The 20,823-nt window shown below is 69.9% G+C and carries 19 protein-coding genes; 16 read left to right on the forward strand and 3 right to left on the reverse strand.

What is annotated here, in order from left to right:
* Positions 1–76: 76 nt before the first annotated feature.
* The 12 genes from secY (at position 77) to truA (ending at position 8,840) form a co-directional block, all read left to right on the forward strand.
* On the forward strand, positions 77–1,405 hold the full coding sequence (gene secY / locus FB453_RS13680) for a preprotein translocase subunit SecY (protein ID WP_124860510.1): 1,329 nt from the start codon (positions 77–79) through the stop codon (positions 1,403–1,405).
* Positions 1,406–2,059 carry an adenylate kinase gene (locus tag FB453_RS13685; RefSeq protein ID WP_088950228.1) on the forward strand — a complete coding sequence of 218 codons (654 nt, stop codon included), beginning with the start codon at positions 1,406–1,408 and terminating at the stop codon, positions 2,057–2,059.
* Positions 2,060–2,146: 87 nt separating this feature from the next.
* Positions 2,147–2,998: a type I methionyl aminopeptidase gene (gene map, locus FB453_RS13690; RefSeq protein ID WP_091402377.1), complete on the forward strand. Its 852-nt coding sequence runs from the start codon at positions 2,147–2,149 to the stop codon at positions 2,996–2,998.
* A gap of 154 nt (positions 2,999–3,152) precedes the next feature.
* Positions 3,153–3,689 (forward strand): DUF1707 SHOCT-like domain-containing protein, encoded by a 537-nt coding sequence (locus tag FB453_RS13695; protein ID WP_486480263.1) that lies wholly within the window; start codon positions 3,153–3,155, stop codon positions 3,687–3,689.
* A 329-nt stretch (positions 3,690–4,018) separates the two neighbouring features.
* Positions 4,019–4,240 (forward strand): translation initiation factor IF-1, encoded by a 222-nt coding sequence (infA, locus tag FB453_RS13700; protein WP_007073013.1) that lies wholly within the window; start codon positions 4,019–4,021, stop codon positions 4,238–4,240.
* Positions 4,241–4,330: 90 nt separating this feature from the next.
* The gene (rpmJ, locus tag FB453_RS13705; protein WP_088952025.1) at positions 4,331–4,444 is read left to right on the forward strand and encodes a 50S ribosomal protein L36; all 114 of its coding nucleotides are present in this window, start codon (positions 4,331–4,333) and stop codon (positions 4,442–4,444) included.
* 266 nt (positions 4,445–4,710) lie between these two features.
* Complete coding sequence (rpsM, locus tag FB453_RS13710) at positions 4,711–5,091, forward strand: 30S ribosomal protein S13 (protein WP_030329917.1); 381 nt, start codon at positions 4,711–4,713, stop codon at positions 5,089–5,091.
* 87 nt (positions 5,092–5,178) lie between these two features.
* Positions 5,179–5,586: a 30S ribosomal protein S11 gene (gene rpsK / locus FB453_RS13715; protein ID WP_030329919.1), complete on the forward strand. Its 408-nt coding sequence runs from the start codon at positions 5,179–5,181 to the stop codon at positions 5,584–5,586.
* Positions 5,587–5,599: 13 nt separating this feature from the next.
* The gene (rpsD, locus tag FB453_RS13720) at positions 5,600–6,226 is read left to right on the forward strand and encodes a 30S ribosomal protein S4 (RefSeq protein WP_112584822.1); all 627 of its coding nucleotides are present in this window, start codon (positions 5,600–5,602) and stop codon (positions 6,224–6,226) included.
* A gap of 98 nt (positions 6,227–6,324) precedes the next feature.
* Positions 6,325–7,347, forward strand: coding sequence for a DNA-directed RNA polymerase subunit alpha (locus FB453_RS13725; RefSeq protein ID WP_007465227.1), 1,023 nt, complete (start codon positions 6,325–6,327; stop codon positions 7,345–7,347).
* 34 nt (positions 7,348–7,381) lie between these two features.
* Positions 7,382–7,942, forward strand: a complete 561-nt coding sequence (gene rplQ / locus FB453_RS13730) for a 50S ribosomal protein L17 (RefSeq protein ID WP_112584824.1) — start codon at positions 7,382–7,384, stop codon at positions 7,940–7,942.
* 67 nt (positions 7,943–8,009) lie between these two features.
* Positions 8,010–8,840 carry a tRNA pseudouridine(38-40) synthase TruA gene (gene truA, locus FB453_RS13735; protein WP_145790311.1) on the forward strand — a complete coding sequence of 277 codons (831 nt, stop codon included), beginning with the start codon at positions 8,010–8,012 and terminating at the stop codon, positions 8,838–8,840.
* A gap of 12 nt (positions 8,841–8,852) precedes the next feature.
* On the opposite strand, the gene FB453_RS13740 is transcribed toward truA, so the two are convergent.
* The gene (locus FB453_RS13740) at positions 8,853–9,962 is read right to left on the reverse strand and encodes a hypothetical protein (protein ID WP_486480259.1); all 1,110 of its coding nucleotides are present in this window, start codon (positions 9,960–9,962) and stop codon (positions 8,853–8,855) included.
* Positions 9,963–10,064: 102 nt separating this feature from the next.
* Here FB453_RS13740 and FB453_RS13745 point away from each other — a divergent pair, with 102 nt between their 5' ends.
* The 4 genes from FB453_RS13745 to FB453_RS13760 are packed head-to-tail and all read left to right on the forward strand — an operon-like array spanning position 10,065 to position 14,188.
* Positions 10,065–10,670 (forward strand): methyltransferase, encoded by a 606-nt coding sequence (locus tag FB453_RS13745; RefSeq protein WP_145790315.1) that lies wholly within the window; start codon positions 10,065–10,067, stop codon positions 10,668–10,670.
* A gap of 41 nt (positions 10,671–10,711) precedes the next feature.
* Positions 10,712–12,391 carry an ATP-binding cassette domain-containing protein gene (locus FB453_RS13750; protein WP_145790317.1) on the forward strand — a complete coding sequence of 560 codons (1,680 nt, stop codon included), beginning with the start codon at positions 10,712–10,714 and terminating at the stop codon, positions 12,389–12,391.
* Positions 12,388–13,188, forward strand: a complete 801-nt coding sequence (locus FB453_RS13755; protein ID WP_145790320.1) for a nucleotidyltransferase domain-containing protein — start codon at positions 12,388–12,390, stop codon at positions 13,186–13,188. Before FB453_RS13750 ends, FB453_RS13755 begins: the two co-directional genes overlap by 4 nt.
* Before the next feature lie 37 nt (positions 13,189–13,225).
* A complete protein-coding gene (locus FB453_RS13760) occupies positions 13,226–14,188 on the forward strand; it encodes an aldo/keto reductase (protein WP_186718253.1) in 963 nt (320 codons plus the stop codon).
* Between the two features lie 153 nt (positions 14,189–14,341).
* On the opposite strand, the gene FB453_RS13765 is transcribed toward FB453_RS13760, so the two are convergent.
* Complete coding sequence (locus FB453_RS13765) at positions 14,342–14,887, reverse strand: hypothetical protein (RefSeq protein WP_145790322.1); 546 nt, start codon at positions 14,885–14,887, stop codon at positions 14,342–14,344.
* 71 nt (positions 14,888–14,958) lie between these two features.
* Positions 14,959–20,790 (reverse strand): ThuA domain-containing protein, encoded by a 5,832-nt coding sequence (locus FB453_RS13770; protein ID WP_145790324.1) that lies wholly within the window; start codon positions 20,788–20,790, stop codon positions 14,959–14,961.
* Positions 20,791–20,823: the final 33 nt, after the last annotated feature.

The following is a 20,823-nucleotide window of genomic DNA, read 5'->3' on the forward strand; positions in this document are numbered from 1 at the left end:
ATTGCGGGCACTCGCCCGTGATCCACCCCGACCCGCCAGGGATCACCGGCGGCCCGCCTCGCGCAGGAGGAAGAAGTTGCTGTCCGCCTTTCTCAGTGCGTTCCGTACGCCTGACCTGCGCAAGAAGCTGCTGTTCACAGTAGGCATCATCGCGGTCTACCGGCTGGGTGCAACGCTCCCCAGCCCGGGCGTCTCGTACGGCAACGTGCAGAAGTGCCTCGACACCATCCAGGGTGACACCACCGGGGTGGTGAACCTTCTCAACCTCTTCTCCGGCGGAGCGCTGCTACAGCTCTCGGTCTTCGCGCTGGGCATCATGCCCTACATCACCGCGTCGATCATCCTGCAGCTGCTGACCGTCGTGATCCCCCGCCTTGAGCAGCTCCGCAAGGAGGGCCAGGCCGGTCAGGCGAAGATCACCCAGTACACCCGCTACCTGACCCTCGGTCTCGGTGTGCTGCAGGCCTCGGCGTTCGTGGCCCTGGCCCGCTCGGGCCAGCTGTTCCAGAACAAGTGCGACCAGTTCCCGATCATCCCGACCGGCACCGGCATCCCGGACTGGCTGACCCTGGCCATCCTGGTGATGACGATGACCGCCGGCACCGGCATGGTCATGTGGCTCGGTGAGCTGATCACCGACCGTGGCGTCGGCAACGGCATGTCCGTCCTGATCTTCACCTCGATCGCGGCGCGGCTGCCCAGCGAGGGCTGGCAGATCAAGACCAGCAAGGGCTGGGACATGTTCGCCCTGGTCATCGCGCTGGTCCTGGTGGTCATCACCGCTGTCACCTTCATCGAGCAGGCGCAGCGCCGGATCCCGGTGCAGTACGCCAAGCGGATGATCGGCCGGCGGATGTACGGCGGCACCTCGACCTACATCCCGCTCAAGGTCAACCAGGCGGGTGTGATCCCGGTCATCTTCGGCTCGTCGCTGCTCTACCTGCCGCAGTTGGCGCTGCAGTTCTTCGACCAGACCGACCCGGGCAAGACCCAGTCGTGGATCCAGAACAACCTGGTCAACCCGAGCAGCCCGATCTACATCTCGGTCTACTTCCTGCTGATCATCTTCTTCACGTACTTCTACGTCTCGATCACGTTCAACCCGACCGAGGTCGCGGACAACATGAAGAAGTACGGCGGGTTCGTGCCGGGTATCCGCCCGGGCAAGCCGACCGCCGACTACCTGGACTTCATCCTCAGCCGGATCACCCTGCCGGGCGCGCTCTACCTCGGCGTCATCTCGATCCTGCCGAACTTCTTCTTCATCTGGCTGGACAACCAGCAGTACCAGAACTTCCCGTTCGGCGGCACCGCTGTGCTCATCATGGTCGGCGTCGGTCTGGAGACCGTGAAGCAGATCGAGAGCCAACTCATGCAGCGGAACTACGAAGGGTTCCTGCGGTAGATGAGACTCGTTCTGGTTGGCCCGCCGGGCGCGGGCAAGGGCACGCAGGCCGAGTTCATCGCCGCGCACCTCTCGGTGCCGAAGATTTCGACCGGAGACATCTTCCGGTCGAACGTCACCCAGGGCACGCCGCTCGGTGTCGAGGCGAAGCGGTACATGGACGCGGGCGAGCTGGTTCCGGACGAGGTCACCATCAACATGGTCCGGGACCGGCTGGCCGAGCCCGACGCCAGCGAGGGTTTCCTGCTCGACGGCTTCCCGCGGACGACTCCGCAGGCGGCCGCTCTGGACAAGCTCCTGGCCGATCTGGGCACCGCCCTGGATCTGGTCCTGGAGCTGGTCGTCGACGACGACGAGGTGATCCGGCGGCTCTCCGGCAGGCGTACCTGCCGGGGCTGCGGCAAGATCTGGCACGTCGAGTTCGACGCCACCACCCGGCCCGGCATCTGTGACCGGTGCGGCGCCGAGCTGTTCCAGCGCGACGACGACAAGCCGGAAACGATCGCCACGCGGCTTCGTGAGTACAGCGAGAAGACCGCACCCCTGGTCGACTACTACGGCGCTCAGGGCAAGCTGGTCGGGATCGACGCCACCGGGCCGGTGGAGGACGTCACCACCCGGGCCATCGACGCGTTGCGGTCGTACGGCGGCTGAGGTCCGGCCGGGCCACGGCGGATAGAGTGCGAACAGCGGGGTACGCGTTATGTGCCCCGCTGTTCGGCAACGAAAGGTAAACGCTCCATGCGTCGTCCCCAGCTGGACATCCAGCTGAAGACCCCTGACCAGATCGAGAAGATGCGGGCCGCCGGGCTGGTGGTGGCCGAGGCGCTGCGCCGGATGCGGGAGGCTGTCGCCCCCGGTGTGAGCACCGCCGATCTGGACGCCATCGCCGAGGCGACCATCCGAGAGGCGGGCGGCGTTCCGTCGTTCAAGGGCTACCACGGTTTTCCGGCGTCGATCTGCTCCTCGGTCAACGAGCAGATCGTGCACGCCATCCCGTCGCCGAAGCAGGTGCTCCAGGCCGGTGACCTGATCTCCATCGACTGCGGCGCGGTGCTGGACGGGTGGCACGGCGACTCCGCGATCACGGTCGGGGTCGGTGACGTCGACCCGGCGCTGCTGAAGATGGCCGAGGTCGCCGAGGACGCGATGTGGGCCGGCATCGCCGCCGCGGCGCGTGGCGCGGCCAGCGGCAAGGGCCGCCTCACCGACATCTCGCACGCCGTGGAGACCGCTGTCCGCAAGGGCGGCCGGTACGGCATCGTCGACGGCTACGGCGGGCACGGCATCGGCACCGAGATGCACCAGGACCCACACGTGCTCAACCACGGTCGGCCGGGCAAGGGTCCGCGACTGGTCCCCGGGATGGCCCTGGCCATCGAGCCGATGATCACCATGGCGTCCCCGCGTACGGCTGAGTTGGCCGACGGGTGGACGGTCGTCACCCGGGACGGCTCGGTGGCCGCGCACGTCGAACACTCGATGGCGCTGCTGCCGGACGGCGTCTGGGTGCTCACCGCGTTCGACGGTGGCCGGGCGCGCCTGGGGGACCTGGTGACCGCTCGCCAGCCCGCGGCCACAAAAACCCCCTGATCCCGCCTCGACCGCCCTTCCGGCCGTCGATCATGAAGTTATAGCCCCGACACGCCGGTGAGGCGGGCAACAACTTCATGATCGACCGGTGTCCGCGTTCGGGCGGGAGTGGCACGACGGTGGCATGCTTGCCGGCATGGACGGGCGCGACGGGATGCGAGCCGCGGACTCGGACCGTGCGGCGGTGGCCGACCGGTTGCGGGTCGCCCTCGACGAGGGCCGACTGGATCTGTACGAGTACGACGAGCGGTTGCAGCGGGCCTATGCGGCACGCACGTACGCCGACCTTGAGGCGCTGCTCACCGACCTGCCGCCGGTGACGCCGGCGCGGCGGTCGGGCCTGGCGCCGGTTGCCGGGTCGACGGTGAGCCCACTGGGCGACCAGCTCGATCCGGCCCCCAGCAGGGGCGTCACCGCACGCTGGATGACCGAGGTGTGGTTCCCGTACCTGCGGGTGATCGCCATCGTGGTGACCATCTGGGCGGTGACGTCGGTGCTCAGCCAGGACCTGCTCTACTTCTGGCCGGCCTGGGTGGCGGGGCCGTGGGGCGCGGTGCTGGTGGTCCGCACGGTCAGCGGGCTGGCCGCGAAGGAGCCCCAACGCCAGGCCGTCAAGCGCCAACGCCGCCGAGAGCGCAAGCAGGCAAAGCGCGCCCTCAAAACGGACGACCAGCCCCCAACAACCCCCTGACCCCCCCGACCCCCGACCTCCCCGAACCCCTGTTGATCATGAAGTTATTGCCGCCGATACGGGCGTGTCGTGACAATAACTTCATGATCAACAGGGCCGGGGGCGGGGCCGTTTGGATTGCCGCGCCGTGGGGTGGGTGGTCGGTTTGGCGGGGGACTGCAGGCCGGCGTACACTTTCAGATCGGCGCACAGCGTCCACTCCGGCATGCCCACCCTGCGCTTCGGTGGGAGCTGGAGCCGCGGCTGGCGCGGGCTTCTGATTCTGATCAGATTTCCGTGTAAGGCGTTGTGGGCCGCCCGGAGCAATCGACGTCAGGACAGCGGAGGACATGCCGAAAAAAGACGGAGCCATTGAGATCGAGGGTCGGGTCATCGAGCCCCTGCCGAACGCCATGTTCCGGGTGGAGCTCGCGAACGGCCACAAGGTGTTGGCTCACATCAGCGGCAAGATGCGGCAGCACTACATCCGCATCCTTCCGGAGGACCGGGTCGTCGTCGAACTTTCGCCGTACGACCTGACCCGCGGGCGCATCGTCTACCGCTACAAGTAGTCCTGACGACGGCCGGGAAGTCCGTGTCCGTCTTCGACGTCCGATGTCGCGTAGAGCGCGTCCCCGGGCCAGATGGGAAGTAAGGCAACCGTGAAGGTCAAGCCGAGCGTCAAGAGGATCTGCCAGAAGTGCCGGGTTATCCGCCGGCACGGCCGGGTCATGGTCATCTGCAGCGACCCGCGCCACAAGCAGCGCCAGGGCTGACTCAGCCCGTCCGGCCGGAGCGCGGCCGGGTGGCGTTGGTCCAGGTGGATCCCCAGCGACACACACATCACACATGCTCGTCCCAGCCGCGAGCGGTACGCCAGACGTACCTCTGCGTGGCTGACCCCCGGTCGGAGGCCGGGGCCCGCTTGGGCAGCGACCGATCCCGGTCGCCGGCGCTCACCGCGTCGGAAAGACGGGACGGCCGGTAGCGGGGTGGGACGGGTCCACACCTCCGCCACACATCACGAGGAGTACGCCCGCACATGGCACGTCTAGTCGGCGTGGATCTCCCCCGCGAAAAGCGGTTGGAGATCGCGCTCACCTACATCTTCGGGGTCGGTCGCACCCGCGCCCTGGAGACACTCGCCGCCACCGGCATCTCGCCGGACAAGCGCGCTCGGGACCTCACGGACGAGGAGCTCGTGCAGCTCCGCGACCACATCGAGGGCAACTACAAGGTTGAAGGCGACCTGCGCCGCGAGGTCGCCGCTGACATCCGCCGCAAGGTTGAGATCGGCTGCTACGCCGGCATCCGGCACCGCCGGGGCCTGCCCGTGCGTGGCCAGCGGACCAAGACCAACGCCCGGACCCGCAAGGGCCCGAAGCGGACCGTCGCCGGCAAGAAGAAGCCCGGCAAGAAGTAGTTCTTGACCGGATGACGGGGCCGGCCGCCACCGAGGTGGGTCAGGCCGCAACCCAATCCGGAAAGTCAACTAGGAGCGCACAGACTTATGCCACCGAAGGCTCGTGCCGGAGCCGCTGTAAAGAAGGTCCGGCGCAAGGAACGCAAGAACGTCGCCCACGGGCAGGCGCACATCAAGAGCACGTTCAACAACACCATCGTGTCCATCACGGACCCGACCGGTGCGGTCATCTCCTGGGCCTCCGCTGGCCAGGTCGGCTTCAAGGGCTCCCGCAAGTCGACTCCGTTCGCTGCGCAGCTGGCCGCCGAGGCTGCCGCGCGTCGCGCCATGGAGCACGGCATGCGCAAGGTCGACGTGTTCGTCAAGGGCCCCGGCTCCGGCCGGGAAACCGCCATCCGTTCGCTGCAGGCCGTGGGCCTCGAGGTCGGGCAGATCGCCGACGTCACCCCGCAGCCGCACAACGGATGCCGTCCGCCGAAGCGTCGCCGGGTCTGAGAGGTAGAGAGAGATGGCTCGTTACACCGGTGCAGACTGCCGCCGTTGCCGGCGGGAGAAGATGAAGCTGTTCCTCAAGGGCAGCAAGTGCGATGGTCCGAAGTGCCCGTTCGAGTCCCGGCCGTTCCCGCCCGGGCAGCACGGCCGCGGCCGCACCAAGGAGACGGAGTACCTGCTCCAGCTCCGTGAGAAGCAGAAGGCCCGCCGGGTTTACGGCGTGCTGGAGAAGCAGTTCCGCGGTTACTACGAGGAAGCCGTTGGCAAGCAGGCCAAGACCGGTGAGGTCCTCCTGCAGATCCTCGAGTCGCGGCTGGACAACGTCGTTTACCGGGCCGGCTACGCCCACTCGCGGGACATGGCCCGCCAGCTGGTCAAGCACGGTCACTTCACGGTGAACGGCAAGAAGGTCGACATCCCGTCGTACCGCGTCAAGGAGCACGACATCATCGAGGTTCGGGGCAAGAGCAAGGAGCTCACCCCGTTCATCGTCGCGCAGGCTCAGGCCGGCTCGCGGGCGGTTCCGGCGTGGCTTGAGGCCATCCCGAGCCAGATGAAGGTGCTCGTGCACTCCCTCCCGGCCCGGCAGGTCATCGACACGCAGGTCCAGGAGCAGTTGATCGTCGAGCTCTACTCCAAGTAGTCCGAGCTCGTTCGGTGGCCCGCCCTTCGGGGCGGGCCACCGGAACAGTTTGTGTCGTGGGCGTCAAATAGCGGGCGCCCCGGAAGAGAAGAGAAAAGATGCTCATCAGCCAGCGACCCTCCCTCTCCGAGGAGTCGATCAACGAGACCCGTTCCCGGTTCGCCATCGAGCCGCTGGAGCCGGGCTTCGGCTACACCCTGGGTAACTCGCTGCGGCGTACGCTGCTGTCGTCGATCCCGGGCGCGGCCGTCACCTCGATCAAGATCGACGGTGTGCTGCACGAGTTCACCACGATCCCCGGTGTCAAGGAGGACGTGGTCGAGCTCGTCATGAACATCAAGGAGCTGTGCGTCAGCTCCGAGCACGACGAGCCGGTCAGCATGTACCTGCGTAAGCAGGGCCCGGGCGACGTGACCGCGGGCGACATCCAGCCCCCGGCCGGCGTCTCGGTGCACAACCCGGATCTCAAGCTCGCCACCCTGAACGGCAAGGGCCGGCTCGACATGGAGCTGACCGTCGAGCGGGGCCGGGGCTACGTGACGGCGGCGCAGAACAAGCAGTCCGGCGCCGAGATCGGCCGGATCCCGGTCGACTCGATCTACTCGCCGGTGCTGAAGGTGACGTACCGCGTCGAGGCGACCCGTGTCGAGCAGCGCACCGACTTCGACCGGTTGATCATCGACGTCGAGACCAAGCCGTCGATGGGTCCGCGTACCGCGCTGGCCTCCGCCGGTTCGACGCTGGTGGAGCTGTTCGGGCTCGCCCGGGAGCTGGACGAGACCGCCGAGGGCATCGACATCGGGCCGTCCCCGCAGGACGCCCAGCTGGCGGCGGACCTCGCTCTGCCGATCGAGGAGCTGGACCTCACCGTCCGCTCCTACAACTGCCTCAAGCGCGAGGGCATCAACTCCGTTGGTGAGCTCATCGGGCGTACCGAGGCCGACCTCCTCGACATTCGCAACTTCGGTCAGAAGTCGATCGACGAGGTCAAGATGAAGCTCGCCGGGATGGGTCTCGGGCTGAAGGACTCGGCTCCGAACTTCGACCCGGCGCACGTCGTGGACACCTTCGGCGAGGCCGACTACGACACCGACGACTACCGCGAGACCGAGCAGCTCTAGTCCGCGCTGCCGCCACAACTGAGGAGCACCAAAAATGCCCACGCCCACCAAGGGCCCCCGCCTCGGCGGCAGCCCCTCGCACGAGCGGCTGATGCTGGCCAACCTGGCGACCGCGCTGTTCCAGCACGGGAAGATCCAGACCACCGAGACGAAGGCCCGGCGGCTGCGCCCGCTGGCCGAGCAGCTCATCACCAAGGCCAAGCGCGGTGACCTCGCCTCGCGGCGTCGGGTGCTGGGTGTGGTCAAGGACAAGGACGTGGTCTACGCCCTGTTCGACCAGATCGCGCCCCGGTACTCCAACCGCCCCGGCGGTTACACCCGGATCGTGAAGACCGGTCCGCGCAAGGGTGACAACGCGCCGATGGCCATCATCGAGCTGGTGGAGGAGCTTCAGGTCGCCGAGCCGAAGGCGAACAAGAAGACCGCCGCCCGCAAGGCCGCGCAGCAGGACAAGGTCGAGGCACTCGCCCCGGCCGAGGATGCTCCGCGCTCGGAGACCGCCGACCAGGACGCGGAGGCGCCGGTCTCGGCGTCCGGCGACACCGCTGAGGCGCGCGAGGACAGCGACCTCGCCACCGAGGAGAACAAGGCCTGATCCAGGCATCGTTCGGGCCCGGCACCCCATCGGGGTGTCGGGCCCGACCCGTAACAGGAGGTACAAGGTGGACGAGCGGATCCGGCTGCGGCTGGACGTCTCGTACGACGGCACCGACTTCTCCGGCTGGGCCGCCCAGCCGACCAGGCGCACCGTCGCGGGGGTGCTCGTCGAGACCCTTGACCTGGTCCTGGGCGCCGGTACGGCCACCGGGTTGACGGTGGCCGGGCGGACCGACGCGGGAGTGCACGCCACGGGGCAGGTGTGCCACGTGGACCTGCCCGTGGACGTGTGGCGGCAGCACGAGGGACGGCTGCTGCGTCGCCTGGCCCGGCTGCTCCCCACCGACGTGCGGGTACGGGCGATGACCGAGGTACCGGCAGAATTCGACGCCCGGTTCTCGGCCACCTTCCGGCGCTACGAGTACCGGGTCACCGATGCGCCCTTCGGTGCCGAGCCGTTGCGCCGCCACGAGGTGCTGGCCTGGCCGAAGGGGTTGGACCTGGCCGCGCTGAACGCCGCCGCGACCGGGCTGGTGGGGGAGCACGACTTCGCCGCGTACTGCCGGCGCAAGGAGCACGCGACCACGCTGCGCGAGGTGACCCGGCTGGACTGGCGCCGCGACCCGGACGGCATCCTGGTCGCCACCGTGCAGGCCGACGCGTTCTGTCAGGCGATGGTGCGCAGCCTGGTGGGAGCCATGCTGGTGGCCGGGGACGGCCGCCGCCCGGTCGAGTGGCCGGGCACGCTGCTCACCCAGCGGGAGCGGTCCAGCGAGGTGACAGTGGCCCCCGCACGCGGGCTGACCCTGGTCGCCGTCGGCTACCCGGCGGATCCAGCCGAGTACGCCCACCGCGCCACCCTCACCCGCCGGCTGCGGGTCCCGATCGAGGGTTGACCGTCCGCAGGGTCAGTTGCCCGGCAGATCGCCCTGGTTGGCGTTGCTGCCGGTAGGTGCCGTCGTCGGTTGCGCGGCGGTGCCGCCGTCGGCCCGGCTCTGCAGCACGCCCCGGCTGAGGTGCAGCTCGATCATGTCGAACAGGATCTCGCGGACCTTGGCGTCACCCGCCTTGACCGCCGCCCCGTCCTTGCGGACCACCAGCGCGTACGCCAGGTAGTGGCCACGGACCTGCCAGCCGACGCGTGCCGGAGCGCTGGCCAGGACATCGGTGCCATCGGCGTCGTCGGCGGTGAGGCCACGGAAACGGCCCTGCCGATCGTCGAGCAGTTGCCGGAGCCGGTCTCGGGCTCGTTCCGCGCTGACCTTGTCGGTGAGGTTGAACAGGCCGGCGGTGACCAGGTGGCTGTCGTCGGGCGTACTCAGCGTGGCCCGGACGACCTGGTTGCAGCCGAGCCGGACCAGCAGGTCGGCCACCTCGTCGGTGGAGGCGACGGCGCAACTGCCGCTGGACTGCGTCTTGAGCACCTGGTAGCTCGGCTGGCCGTCGGTGAGCTTCAGCTCCTTGCCGGGGAAGAGCTCCTTGGCGGTGAGCGGGGCCTGGTCGGTGTCCCGGGAGTCGAGGGCCAGCCGTTCCGCCGGTGCCGACGTCGGGGCGGCGTTCGGCTGGTACGTCGGGTTGCTCTGCGGCTGCTCGCCGCGGTCGATGAGCAGCGCGGCGGCGCCGAGGCCGCAGAGGGCGAGCAGCACCAGGACGGCTGCACCGCCGATCAGTACCTGCCAGAGTCGGCCGCCGCCGCGCCGGGTGGGCGGCTCCGCCGACGTCGCCGAGGTGTAGATCTGGCTGCGCGGCGGGGCGGGCGGGATGTCGCCAGGTGTTGGCAGCGGCTGCGACGCATCGGCGCGGGCGGCCGGACCGGGCTGCGGCACATTGGCACGAGCCGGCGTCGGCTGCGACGAGGGCAGCGAGAGCTGGTTCGGCCGGGGCAGCGACGGCGTGGGGAAGCGCGACGGAGAGGGTCCGGCCGCCGGGGGCGGACCGGCGCCGAGCACCGACAGGTCGGACCCGGGCTCCGGGTACTCCTCGAAAGCGTCCTCATCGGACTGGTACCGATACACCATGTCGCCCAGAGTAGGAGCCATTGTCCCTTTAGGGGGTAATATCGGGGAAATGTGCGTGTGGGCCGTGTCAGGTCCGCCCCGGACCGGTGCGAGAATTGCCGGGTGACCGGCGACCACTACTTCACCGCTCAGCCCACCAGCGACGCCCCGGCGCGCGAGGTCGAGTTCTCCGTCGCCGACCGCGACTACCGGCTCTCCTCGGCCGGCGGGGTGTTCTCCGCCAGCCGGCTCGACCCGGGCACCGCGGTGCTGCTGCGCAAGGCCGAGCTGCCCGCCGCCGACACCACCGGCGACCTGCTCGACCTCGGCTGCGGGTTCGGGCCGATCAGCTGCGTGCTGGCCGACCTCGCGCCCACCACCACCATCTGGGCCGTCGACGTCAACGCCCGGGCCCGCGAGCTGACCGCCGCCAATGCGGCCCGGGTCGGCGCCGCCGACCGGGTCCGGGTCAGCGCGCCGGACGACGTTCCGGACGGCGTCCGCTTCGCCCAGATCTGGTCGAACCCGCCCATCCGGATCGGCAAGGACGGGCTGCACGACCTGTTGCTGCGCTGGCTGCCCCGACTCGCCCCGGACGGCGTCGGCTGGTTGGTCGTCGCCCGGCACCTCGGCGGCGACTCGCTGCAACGCTGGCTCACCGAGCAGAGCTGGCAGGTCGAGCGGTACGCCAGCCAAAAGGGCTTCCGGGTGCTGCGCGTCACCCGGTAATTGGATGTACCCCCCGACCCTCGCTGGGGCAGGATCCCGGCGTGGGATACGTGGACGTGGCAGCGGTCGGGCACATCCTGCCCGACGGTCGGGAACTCTTCGCCGACGTGTCGTTCCGGGTCGGGGAGGGCAGCAAGGTCGCCCTGGTCGGGCCGAACGGCGCGGGAAAGACGACACTGCTGAGGATGGTCGCCGGCGACCTGCCGGTGCGCAGCGGCGTCGTCGCGCGCGCCGGCGGGCTTGGTGTGATGCGCCAGTTCATCGGCATGATCGGTGACGAGTCGACCCTCGCCGACCTGGCGTTGTCGCTGGCCCCGCCGGCGCTTCGCGATGCCGGCCGGCGGCTCGGCGAGACCGAGGCGGCCATGCGGGCGGCCGAGGCCCACGGCAAGTTCAGCAACGCCGCGGGCAAGGCCCAGCTGGCGTACGCCGATGCGCTCGGCGCCTGGGGCGAGGCCGGCGGGTACGACGCCGAGGTGCTCTTCGACACCGTCGCGACCATCGTGCTCGGCCAGCCGTGGGACGCCGTACGGGACCGTCCGGTGCGTACCCTCTCCGGCGGCCAGCAGAAGCGCTTCGCCCTGGAGTTGCTGCTGCGCGGCCCGGACGAGGTGCTGTTGCTCGACGAACCGGACAACTTTCTCGACGTGCCCGGCAAACGCTGGCTGGAGGCGCGACTGCGCGAGTCGACGAAGTCGGTGCTCTACGTCTCGCACGACCGCGAGCTGCTGGCCCAGAGCGCCGACCGGGTGGTCGCCGTCGAGGGTGGCAGCGCCTGGGTGCACCCGGGCGGCTTCGCCAGCTGGCACGAGGCCCGGGTGGCTCGGCACGCCCGCCTCGACGAACTGCGCCGGCGCTGGGACGAGGAGCACCAGAAGCTGCGCGAGCTGATGCTGATGTACAAGCAGAAGGCCGCGTACAACGACGGGTTGGCCTCGCGTTACCAGGCCGCGCAGACCCGGTTGCGCAAGTTCGAGGAGGCCGGGCCGCCGCCCGTACCGCCGAAGGACCAGGACATCCGGATGCGGCTCAGCGGCGGGCGGACCGGCAAGCGCGCGGTCGTCTGCGAGCAGCTGGAGCTCGACGGCCTGACATTCCCCTTCGACCTGGAGATCTGGTACGGCGACCGGGTGGCGGTGCTCGGTGCCAACGGCACCGGCAAGTCGCACTTCCTGCGACTGTTGGCCCGCGGCGGCACCGACCCGGACCCGGCGAACGGGCCGGTCGACGGCGCGGGCGCGCTCGCTCCGGTGGCGCACGAGGGCAAGGCTCGCCTCGGTGCCCGGGTCCGCCCCGGGCACTTCTCCCAGACCCACGACCGGCCGGAGCTGATGTCGAAGACGCTCGTCGAGATCCTCTGGCGGGGTGACGAGCACCGCACCGGGATGGACCGGCACGCGGCGATGGGTGTGCTCAGTCGCTACGAGTTGGCCGCGCAGGGCGACCAGCGCTTCGGCACGCTCTCCGGCGGGCAGCAGGCCCGGTTCCTGGTGCTGCTGCTGGAGCTGTCCGGGGCGACCCTGCTGCTGCTCGACGAGCCCACCGACAACCTTGACCTGGCCAGCGCGGAAGCGCTCGAAGCGGGCCTGACCGCCTTCGAGGGGACAGTGATCGCGGTTACCCACGATCGTTGGTTCACCCGCTCGTTCGACCGGTTCGTGCTGTTCCGAGGCGACAGCGAGGTGGTGGAGACCCCGGAACCGGTCTGGGACGTCGGGTGATCCCCGCCGACCTGCCCGACCGGCTGTGCGGCGTCGACGGGGTGGTCGCCGTGGCGCTCGGCGGTAGTCGGGCACGCGGCGAGCAGCGCCCGGACTCCGACTGGGACCTGGGTCTCTACTACCGGGGTGAGCTGGACGTGCCGGCGCTGCGTGCGGTCGCCGCGACGGTCGCCGACGACACCGACGTCGCGCTCACCGCCCCCGGTGGTTGGGGTCCCTGGGTCGACGGGGGTGGTTGGCTGCGGATCGGCGGGGTCGCCGTGGACTGGATCTACCGGGACCTCGACCGGGTGCACCGCGTCTGGGCGGACTGTCGGGCCGGCCGGTACGAGGTCGGGGTGCAGGCCGGGCACCCACTCGGGTTCTACTCGTCCGCCTACGTCGGCGAAGTGGCGTTGTGCCAGGTGCTGGCGGATCCGATTGGCCAGCTGACCCGGCTGAAGGAGCAGATTCGGGACTATCCGCCCGCGCTGGCCGACGCGCTGGTCGCCGGCGGCTGGGAGGCCGGTTTTCTGCTCACCGGCGCGGCCAAGGCCGCCGTCGGCGGAGACAGCGGGTACGTCGCCGGCTGCCTGTTCCGGACGATCGGGGTGCTCGCCCAGGTGCTGCACGCCAGGGCGGGCCGGTGGTTGGTCAACGAGAAGGGGATGATCGCCGCCGCGGGGCGACTGCCCGGTGCTCCGCCGAACTTCACCCAGCGGGCGCAGGCGTTGCTCGGAGCCGTCGGACGTAGCCCCGCCGAGCTGGTCGCGACCATCGACGCCGCCCGCGAGCTGGTCACCGAGGTGGTCGGCTGAGCCGCCGCCGAGGTGGTCCGCGCCGGGCGGGCATAGGGTGGATCTCGTGACTGAGATGACCTATCGCCGGCTGGGCGACTCCGGGCTCGTGGTGTCCGTGGTCGGCATCGGCTGCAACAACTTCGGCCGCAAACTCGACCTCGACGGCACCCGGGCGGTGGTGGACGCCGCCCTGGACGCCGGGATCAACCTCTTCGACACCGCCGACATCTACGGCGAGCCGCAGGGCGGTTCCGAGGAGCTGCTCGGGCAGGCGCTCAAGGGACGTCGGGACGACGTGGTGGTGGCCACCAAGTTCGGCATGGACATGAACGGCCTCAACGGGCCGGACTACGGCGCGCGTGGTGCGCGGCGCTACATCGCCCGCGCTGTGGAGGCGTCGCTGCGCCGGCTCGGCACCGACCACATCGACCTGTACCAGATGCACGAGCCCGACCCGGGCACACCGATCGACGAGACCCTCGCCGCCCTGGACGACCTGGTTCGGGACGGAAAGGTCCGCTACCTGGGCAACTCGAACTTCGCCGGCTGGCAGATCGCCGACGCTGACTGGGTCGCCTCGTCCAACGGTCGGTCCCGCTTCATCAGCGCCCAGAACCACTACAGCCTGCTGGAGCGCTCGGTGGAGGCCGAGGTGATCCCGGCGTGCGAGCGGTTCGGCCTCGGCATGCTGCCGTTCTTCCCGCTGGCCAACGGTCTGCTCACCGGCAAGTACAAGCGCGAGGCTCAGCCGCCCGCCGGCAGCCGGCTCTCCGGCGGTGGCCGGTACGCGGAGCGGCTCGCCGCTGCCGACTGGGACACCATCGAGGCAATCGAGGCGTACGCGGCCGAGCGGGGTCTGACGATGCTCCAGGTGGCCATCGGCGGTCTGGCCGCCCAGCCGGCGGTGACCTCGGTGATCGCCGGTGCCACCACGCCCGAGCAGGTGCGTGCCAACGCTGCCGCCGGCACCTGGGAGCCCAGCGACGACGATCTGGTGGCGCTGCGCGCCGTCCTCTGAGGGGCCTGATCCACTCGCGTTCCTTGAAGTCGGGGTGACCTGCGGTCCGGGAAGCCCCGACTTCACGGATGCCGAGTCGATCACAGTCGATCAGACGACGCCGGGCCGGGCCGCTCGTCGCGGCCCGGCCCGGTCTCGTTCAATGCGGTGTGGTCAGTCGGTGCGGCGGCGGCCGAAGAGCATGGCCACCCCCATCGCCGCGGCGACGAGCACGAGACCGGCCGCGGCGAACGGCCACCAACCGGTGCCTGCCCCGCCGTCCGCTGGCTTGGTCACCGCGACCGGCGCGGGCGCCGGCGGTGACTGTGCCGCCTTCGCCTGCACCGTGGCGGTGGCCTTGCTCTGAAGCGGAGCGGGAGAGTCCACCGACACCTTCCACGTCCCGGTGGAGAGCACCGGGCCGCTGCTGTAGAAACCCTGCCCCTCGGGCTGCGGTTCGAGCTGCACCGGCCCGACCCGCTGCCCGTCCGGGCCGGTGGCGGTGAGGACCAACCGCACCACCTGCTCCAGCCGGCGGCCATCGGCGTAGGTGGCCTGAATGGTGACGCCCTGAGCCCCGTCGCCGGCCACAGTGAGCTTGAGCTTGTCGGCCTGCGCCGCTGGGGCGGCCTGAGCGGCCTGCGCCGCCGGGGCGGCGGCGGACAGGGTCAGGGCCAGTCCGACGAACACGGCGGCCAGCAGCTTGCGGATACCCGTCACGGACATTTCCTCCCTACCGATGAGGGAGGCCCCTCCCCGACGCCGCAGCGCCGGGGAGGGGCCTCGTCGGATCAGAGCTGGCGACCGGGTGCCAGCCGGGTGGCATCGCCACCGAGCCGCCCGGTGCCCTTGACCGAGTCGCCGCCGTTCGCCTTGACCCCGGCCTTGCTGGCCGCGCCGCCGAGCCGAACGATCATGGCGTCGGCGTCCCGGATCAGGACGTCCCGGACCTCCGCCTCGGGCACCAGCGTGGCGTCGCTGGCGAGCGTCCGGAACGCGGTCAGCTGCCGGACGGCAGCCTTGTCGTCGCCGGCCGCCTCGGACGCGCGAACAGCGTCGAGCTTGTTCGACAGCTGCTTGTGCGCCTTGGTCGAGAGCCGCCCCGTCGCCTTGAACCGGTCCAGCAGACTCTGCATGTCCCGGAACGAGGTGGTGACGAAGAACCGGACCGTCGAGGTGGTCTTGTTGCCCGCCTTGTCGGTCGCGGTAACGGTCAGCTCGTGCAGGCCGAGCGACAGGTCGTACATGGCCTGCAGAGTGCCACTGGTGTACGCCTGGCCGTCGAGCTGACCGACCACGCTCGCGATGCCCGAGGTCGGGTCAACGGCCTGCCAGGCCACCCGGACGTCCTGGCTGTCGCCGTAGAGCTGGCCGTCGGCCAGCCCGGACACCAACAGCGTCGGCTTGGTGCCGTCGATGCGCAGCACCGCCGACTTCAGCGTCTCGACGTTGCCCGCCTTGTCCGCCGAGCGGAACAGCAGCTCGTGCTGCCCGTCACCGGTCACCTCGATCGGCGTCGAGTACGGCGCCCACGCACCACCGTCCAGCGACCACTCCACCGTCTTGACGCCGGAACCGGCGTCGGTAGCGGCCAGCACGACCGGGATGGTCCCGTTGTGCCAACCGGCGTCGTTCGCCGGAGCGAACGTCGCCGAGGTCACCGGCGCGGTGGTGTCGATCTTGACCGAGACGGTCTTGGTCGCCTCCACGTTGCCGGCCTTGTCCGTCGAGCGGAACCGGAGCTCGTGCTCGCCGTCCCCGCTGACCGCCACCGGAGCGGTGTACGCCGTCCAGGTGGTGGCCCCGTCCAGCTGGTACTCCGTACCGGCGAGCCCGCTACCGCCGGCCTCGTCGGCACCGGTGAGCGTGATCGTCACCGGTCCGGTGTGCCACCCGTCGGTCGGGGTGCCGGAAACCGCCGCGGTGGTCACCGGCGCCGTCTCGTCGGCCACCTTCGTGCTGAGCCGGAAGTAGTCGAACGAGGCGGTCTTCGACGCCGTCTGGTTGGCGCCGAGGGTGAACAGCCCGACCTTCGGGGTTGCCCCGACCGCGCTGTTGGTCAGCGCCGTCAACGCGGTCCAGGTCGTCCCGTCGGCCGAGTACGACGCGGTGAACGTGTCGCCCGTGCGGGCCAGCCGCAGGTGCCACACCGCCGAGGTCAGGTTGCCCGCCTCGGGCTGCGGGTTCTGGACCACCCCGGCGATCTCGCTGCGGAACTCGATCCGCCGCGTCACCGCCTGGCCGGCCTGGTTGTCCGCGATGAAGTCGAGCTTCAGGTAGTTGTCGTCGTCCGCCTGCACGAGCAGACCGGCCTGCTGGTACTGCTCGTTCAGCAGGCTGCCGTCGACCTTCGTCTCCAGGGTCCAGTCGCCGGACGGCGCGGTCTGGAGGATGAAGTTCTTCGGCCCGGTGTTGTCGGTGCCGTAGATGTCACCGTTGGGCACGTCGATCCGCAGCGCGCCATCGGTGACCCGGTAACCGCTCGGGTCCTCCCGCGTCACGGCGTCCCACCGGCACTTGTCCAACGTGCTGCCGGTGAACTCGTCCGACGGGTCGACCGGGCCGGCCGGAGCGTCCGGCGTGACCTGGAACGAGTCGAACGCGGCGTCGACAACCGGCGCCTCGGTGCCTCCGTTGAGCGCGAAGACCCCGATCCGCGGGTTGGTGATGCCGGCGAGCGCGGCCGAACGGCCGACCGGGGTGAAGGTCTGCCCGTCGCCCGAGGCGGACGCGGTCAGGTTCGTCCCGTCGCTGGTGATCCGCAGGTACACGGTGTCACCCGCCGGTGCGGCGGCGCTGTCGGCGGCCTCGTTGCGAGGAGTGGCCGCCGTCTCCCGGATGAACTCCACCCGCCGGCTGCCGTTGTACAGCAGGTCCAGCTTGGCGTAGTTGTCGTCGTCGCCGTACACCAGGACGCCGGCCTGCTGGTAGTTGGCCGTCACCGGCAGGGTGACCTTGGTGGTCATCTCCCACGCGCCGGTCGGGGCCGCCTGGAGCACCAGGTTGGTGGCGTCGTTGCGAGCGCCGTAGAGGTCACCCACGCCAGTGGGCAGCCGCAGCGCGCCGCCACTGAGCGAGTAGAGCTGGTTCTCCCGAACGACGCTGGTCCAGCGCTCCTTGTCGAGGCTGTTGCCGTTGAAGTCGTCCGAACGCGCCCCGAAGCAGGACGTGTCCGGCGCGTCGACCCGCACCGGCACCGTGGCGTACGACTTGGCGCCCTTGCTGTCGGTCACCGTGAGGGTGGCCGTGAAGGTGCCCGGGCTGGTGTAGGTGTGGCTGGCGTCCAGTGTGGTCGCCGAGCCTCCGTCACCGAAGTCCCAGGCGTACGTCAACGGGGTGTCGCCTTCGGCGTCGGTGGCCGTGCCGTCGAAGGCGACGGTGACCGGTGCGGTGCCGGTGGCCGGGGTGGCCGTGGCGCTGACCACCGGCGGCCCGTTCTCGGTGACACCGCGGCCGACGAAGTCCATCCAGTTGACGTTGAACAGCGAACCCGTTCCGCCGTTCGGATCGCGGGCCAGGAAGTACAGCGAGCCGCTCGCGGCGCCGGTGACCGGTGCGCTCACGTCCGTGTACGTCTGCCACGCGCCGGTCGACGGTACGACGGCCGTGGCGACCACCGGTCCGTCAACCGCACCCGCGCGAACCTCGATCCGACCGCCGGCGGCGGCGGAGGCGGCCCGGAAGCGGATCTCGGTGATGTTGGTCAGGTCCGCCGGAGCGACCGACCACCAGTCACCGTCCTCGATGAACGCGATGCTCTGGCCGCCACCGGCGGTGTCGGCGCCGGCCTCCCGCTGCACGCCGGGGTCGCCACCGCCGGTGCTCACCGGGGCACGCCCGGTGGCGGTGAAGTACTCGGCCTGCTTCTGCTTCGGCTGGAGAACCTCGATCTGCCGACCGGTCAGGGCACCGGCACCGCCGGCACCACCCTCGTCGGTGTAGGTCGCCTCGAAGACCGCGAAGACGTTCGCCTCGGCGCCGTGCCCGGAGGCGAGCGACGTCTGGACGGTGCCCGTGCAGCCAGTGTGCTGCTCCAGCGGGTGGGCGTGCTCGTCGTGACCAAGCAGCACCTGAAGCTGCACCCGGTCACAGTCGATCTGCCCGTCCTCGGGGTCAGTCACCTTGATCGAGTAGCGGACCTGGTCACCCCAGTTGAAGAAGCCTCCGTCCGGTGGGAACTCGATGGAGACCGTCGGCGCGGTGTTGCCCACGGTGACCGGCACGTTGGCCACCGCGGTCCGGCCCTTGGGGTTGGTGACGGTGAGCTGGGCGGTGTAGTTGCCCGCCGTGGCGTACGTGTGGGTCGGGTTGGCCTCGGTCGAGGTCTGCCCGTCGCCGAACGTCCAGGCGTAGGTGAGCGTGCCACCGTCCGGGTCCCGGGAGCCGGCGCTGGAGAAGGTCACCGTCAACGGCGCCGGACCCGAGGTCGGGTTGGCGGACGCCGCGGCGATCGGGGCGCGGTCACCGGCGGTGTAGTCGATCCGGTAGACGCCCGAGTTGTCGTTGTTGCCGCCGAAGCCGCTGCCCCACTCGATCAGGTACAGCGCCCCGTCCGGGCCGAACTCGAAGTCCATCGGCCGGACCATGCTCATGCCGGTGAGCAACTGGTTGATGTCCACCAATGACTTGCCGTCGGGGGTCAGCTGCATGGTGTACATCTTGTTCTGGTTCCACTCGCCGAGCAGAGCCTTGCCGTCGTAGTACGCCGGCCACTTGCGGTTCGAGTTCAGGTCGGCGTCGTAGCGGTAGACCGGGCCGCCCATCGGGGCGCCGCCGCCGCCGATCTCCGGGTAACGCGCGTCACCGGCGTACCCGTAGTCGACGGTCGCCGGGACCACCGGCGGGAGGTTGGTCAGGCCCGTGTTGTTGGGCGAGTTGTTCACCGGCGCCGCGCAGTCGAACTTCGGACCGCTCGGGCCGGACGGGAACGTGTAGTCGTTGTACGCCTCGTTCGTGCCCGTGCAGTACGGCCAGCCGTAGTTGCCCGGGGTGACGACGTTCCACTCGACCAGACCGCGGGGGCCCCGGTTCGGGTTGTCCGCGTTGGCGTCCGGTCCGTAGTCCGCGACGTACAGCGTGTTGGTCTTCGGGTCGGTGCCGATCCGGAACGGGTTGCGGAAGCCCATCGCGTAGATCTCGGGACGGGTCTTCTCGGTGCCCACCGCGAAGAGGTTGCCCGCCGGAACGGTGTACGTCCCGTCGTCCTCCGGGTGGATCCGGATCACCTTGCCGCGCAGGTCGTTGGTGTTGGCGGAGGTGCGCTGCGCGTCGTAGTCCTGGCGGCCCGACCGCTCGTCGAGCGGCGAGTACGAGTTCGACTCGAACGGGTTGGTGTTGTCACCGGTGGCCAGGTAGAGGTTGCCGTCGCCGTCGAAGGCCATGCTGCCGCCGGCGTGGCAGCAGGTGTTGCGCTGGGTGTCGACCCGTAGCACCTGCTTCTCGCTGGCCAGGTCGATGGTGTCGCCGGTCACCGTGAACCGGGACAGCAGGTTGCGGGTGACCCCGTCGTTCGGCGCGTAGTACAGGTACACCCACTTGTTGGTGGCGAAGTCCGGGTCGAGCCGGATGCCGATGAGGCCGTCCTCGTTACCGGTGAAGACGTCCAGGTCGACGGCGGTGACGGTGTTGCCGGTGTCCGGCTTCACGATCTGCACGCGACCGTCGCGCTCGATGTAGAAGACCCGCCCGTCGGGGGCGACGTCCAGCTCCATCGGGTTGCTGGTGTTGCTGTCCAGCGTGACCTTCTCGAAGTTCGAGGTCTTCGAGGCGCCGCAGTCGGCGTTCTCGACGCCGGCTGCGGTGCGGATGCCGCCGAGCAGGTGGGAGAGGAACTCGGGCTCGGCGTACGACTCCCGGGTGTGCCCGCCGCCGGTGTACCAGGAGCGGCCACCGTCGTAGTCCTGACACCAGGCGATCGGGTGGTCCGCACCCATCGCGCCGGCACCGGCGGTGTAGCTCTTCTCGTCCAGGCTGGCCAGCACGTGCACGTCCGGCCGGGGGTTGGTCTGGTAGTTGTACCACTCGTCGAACCGGGACCACCGGTCCGGCAACCCGGCCGTGGACGGGTGGGCGTGGTCCTCCACCTTGACCGTGGCCTGCTGGTTCTGCGGGTGGTTGGCGAAGTACGCGCCGACCAGGTCGCCGTACCAGGCCCAGCTGTACTCGGTGTCCGACGCGGCGTGGATGCCGACGTAGCCGCCACCGGCCTTCACGTACCGCTCGAACGCGGCCTGCTGGTCGGCGTTGAGCACGTCACCGGTGGTGGAGAGCCAGATCACCGCCTTGTACTTCGCCAGGTTGGCGTCGTTGAATGCGGCGCCGTCCTCGGAGTTGTCCACCGTGAATCCGTTGTCGACGCCGAGCTGCTGGATGGCGGCGATGCCGGTGGGGATGGAGTCGTGCCGGAAGCCGGCGGTCTTGGAGAAGAGGAGGACGGAGAAGGGATCGGCCGCGGCCTTTGGCGCCTTCGGCGCCACCTGGCTGACCGGGGCTGCGGCTTTCGCATCCCGTGGGGGAACCTGGGCGGCCGCCTGCGCGGGCGCGCCGAACAGGGTGGTCGAGGCCATGGCCAGGGAGATCAGGGTTGCGGTGATGGGTAAGCGGGCACGACGAGAACGGGACACGCCGCCTCCTGTGTCGTAGTGACAGAGCTCGCG

The sequence above is a fragment of the Micromonospora sp. CNZ322 genome (assembly GCF_007827755.1).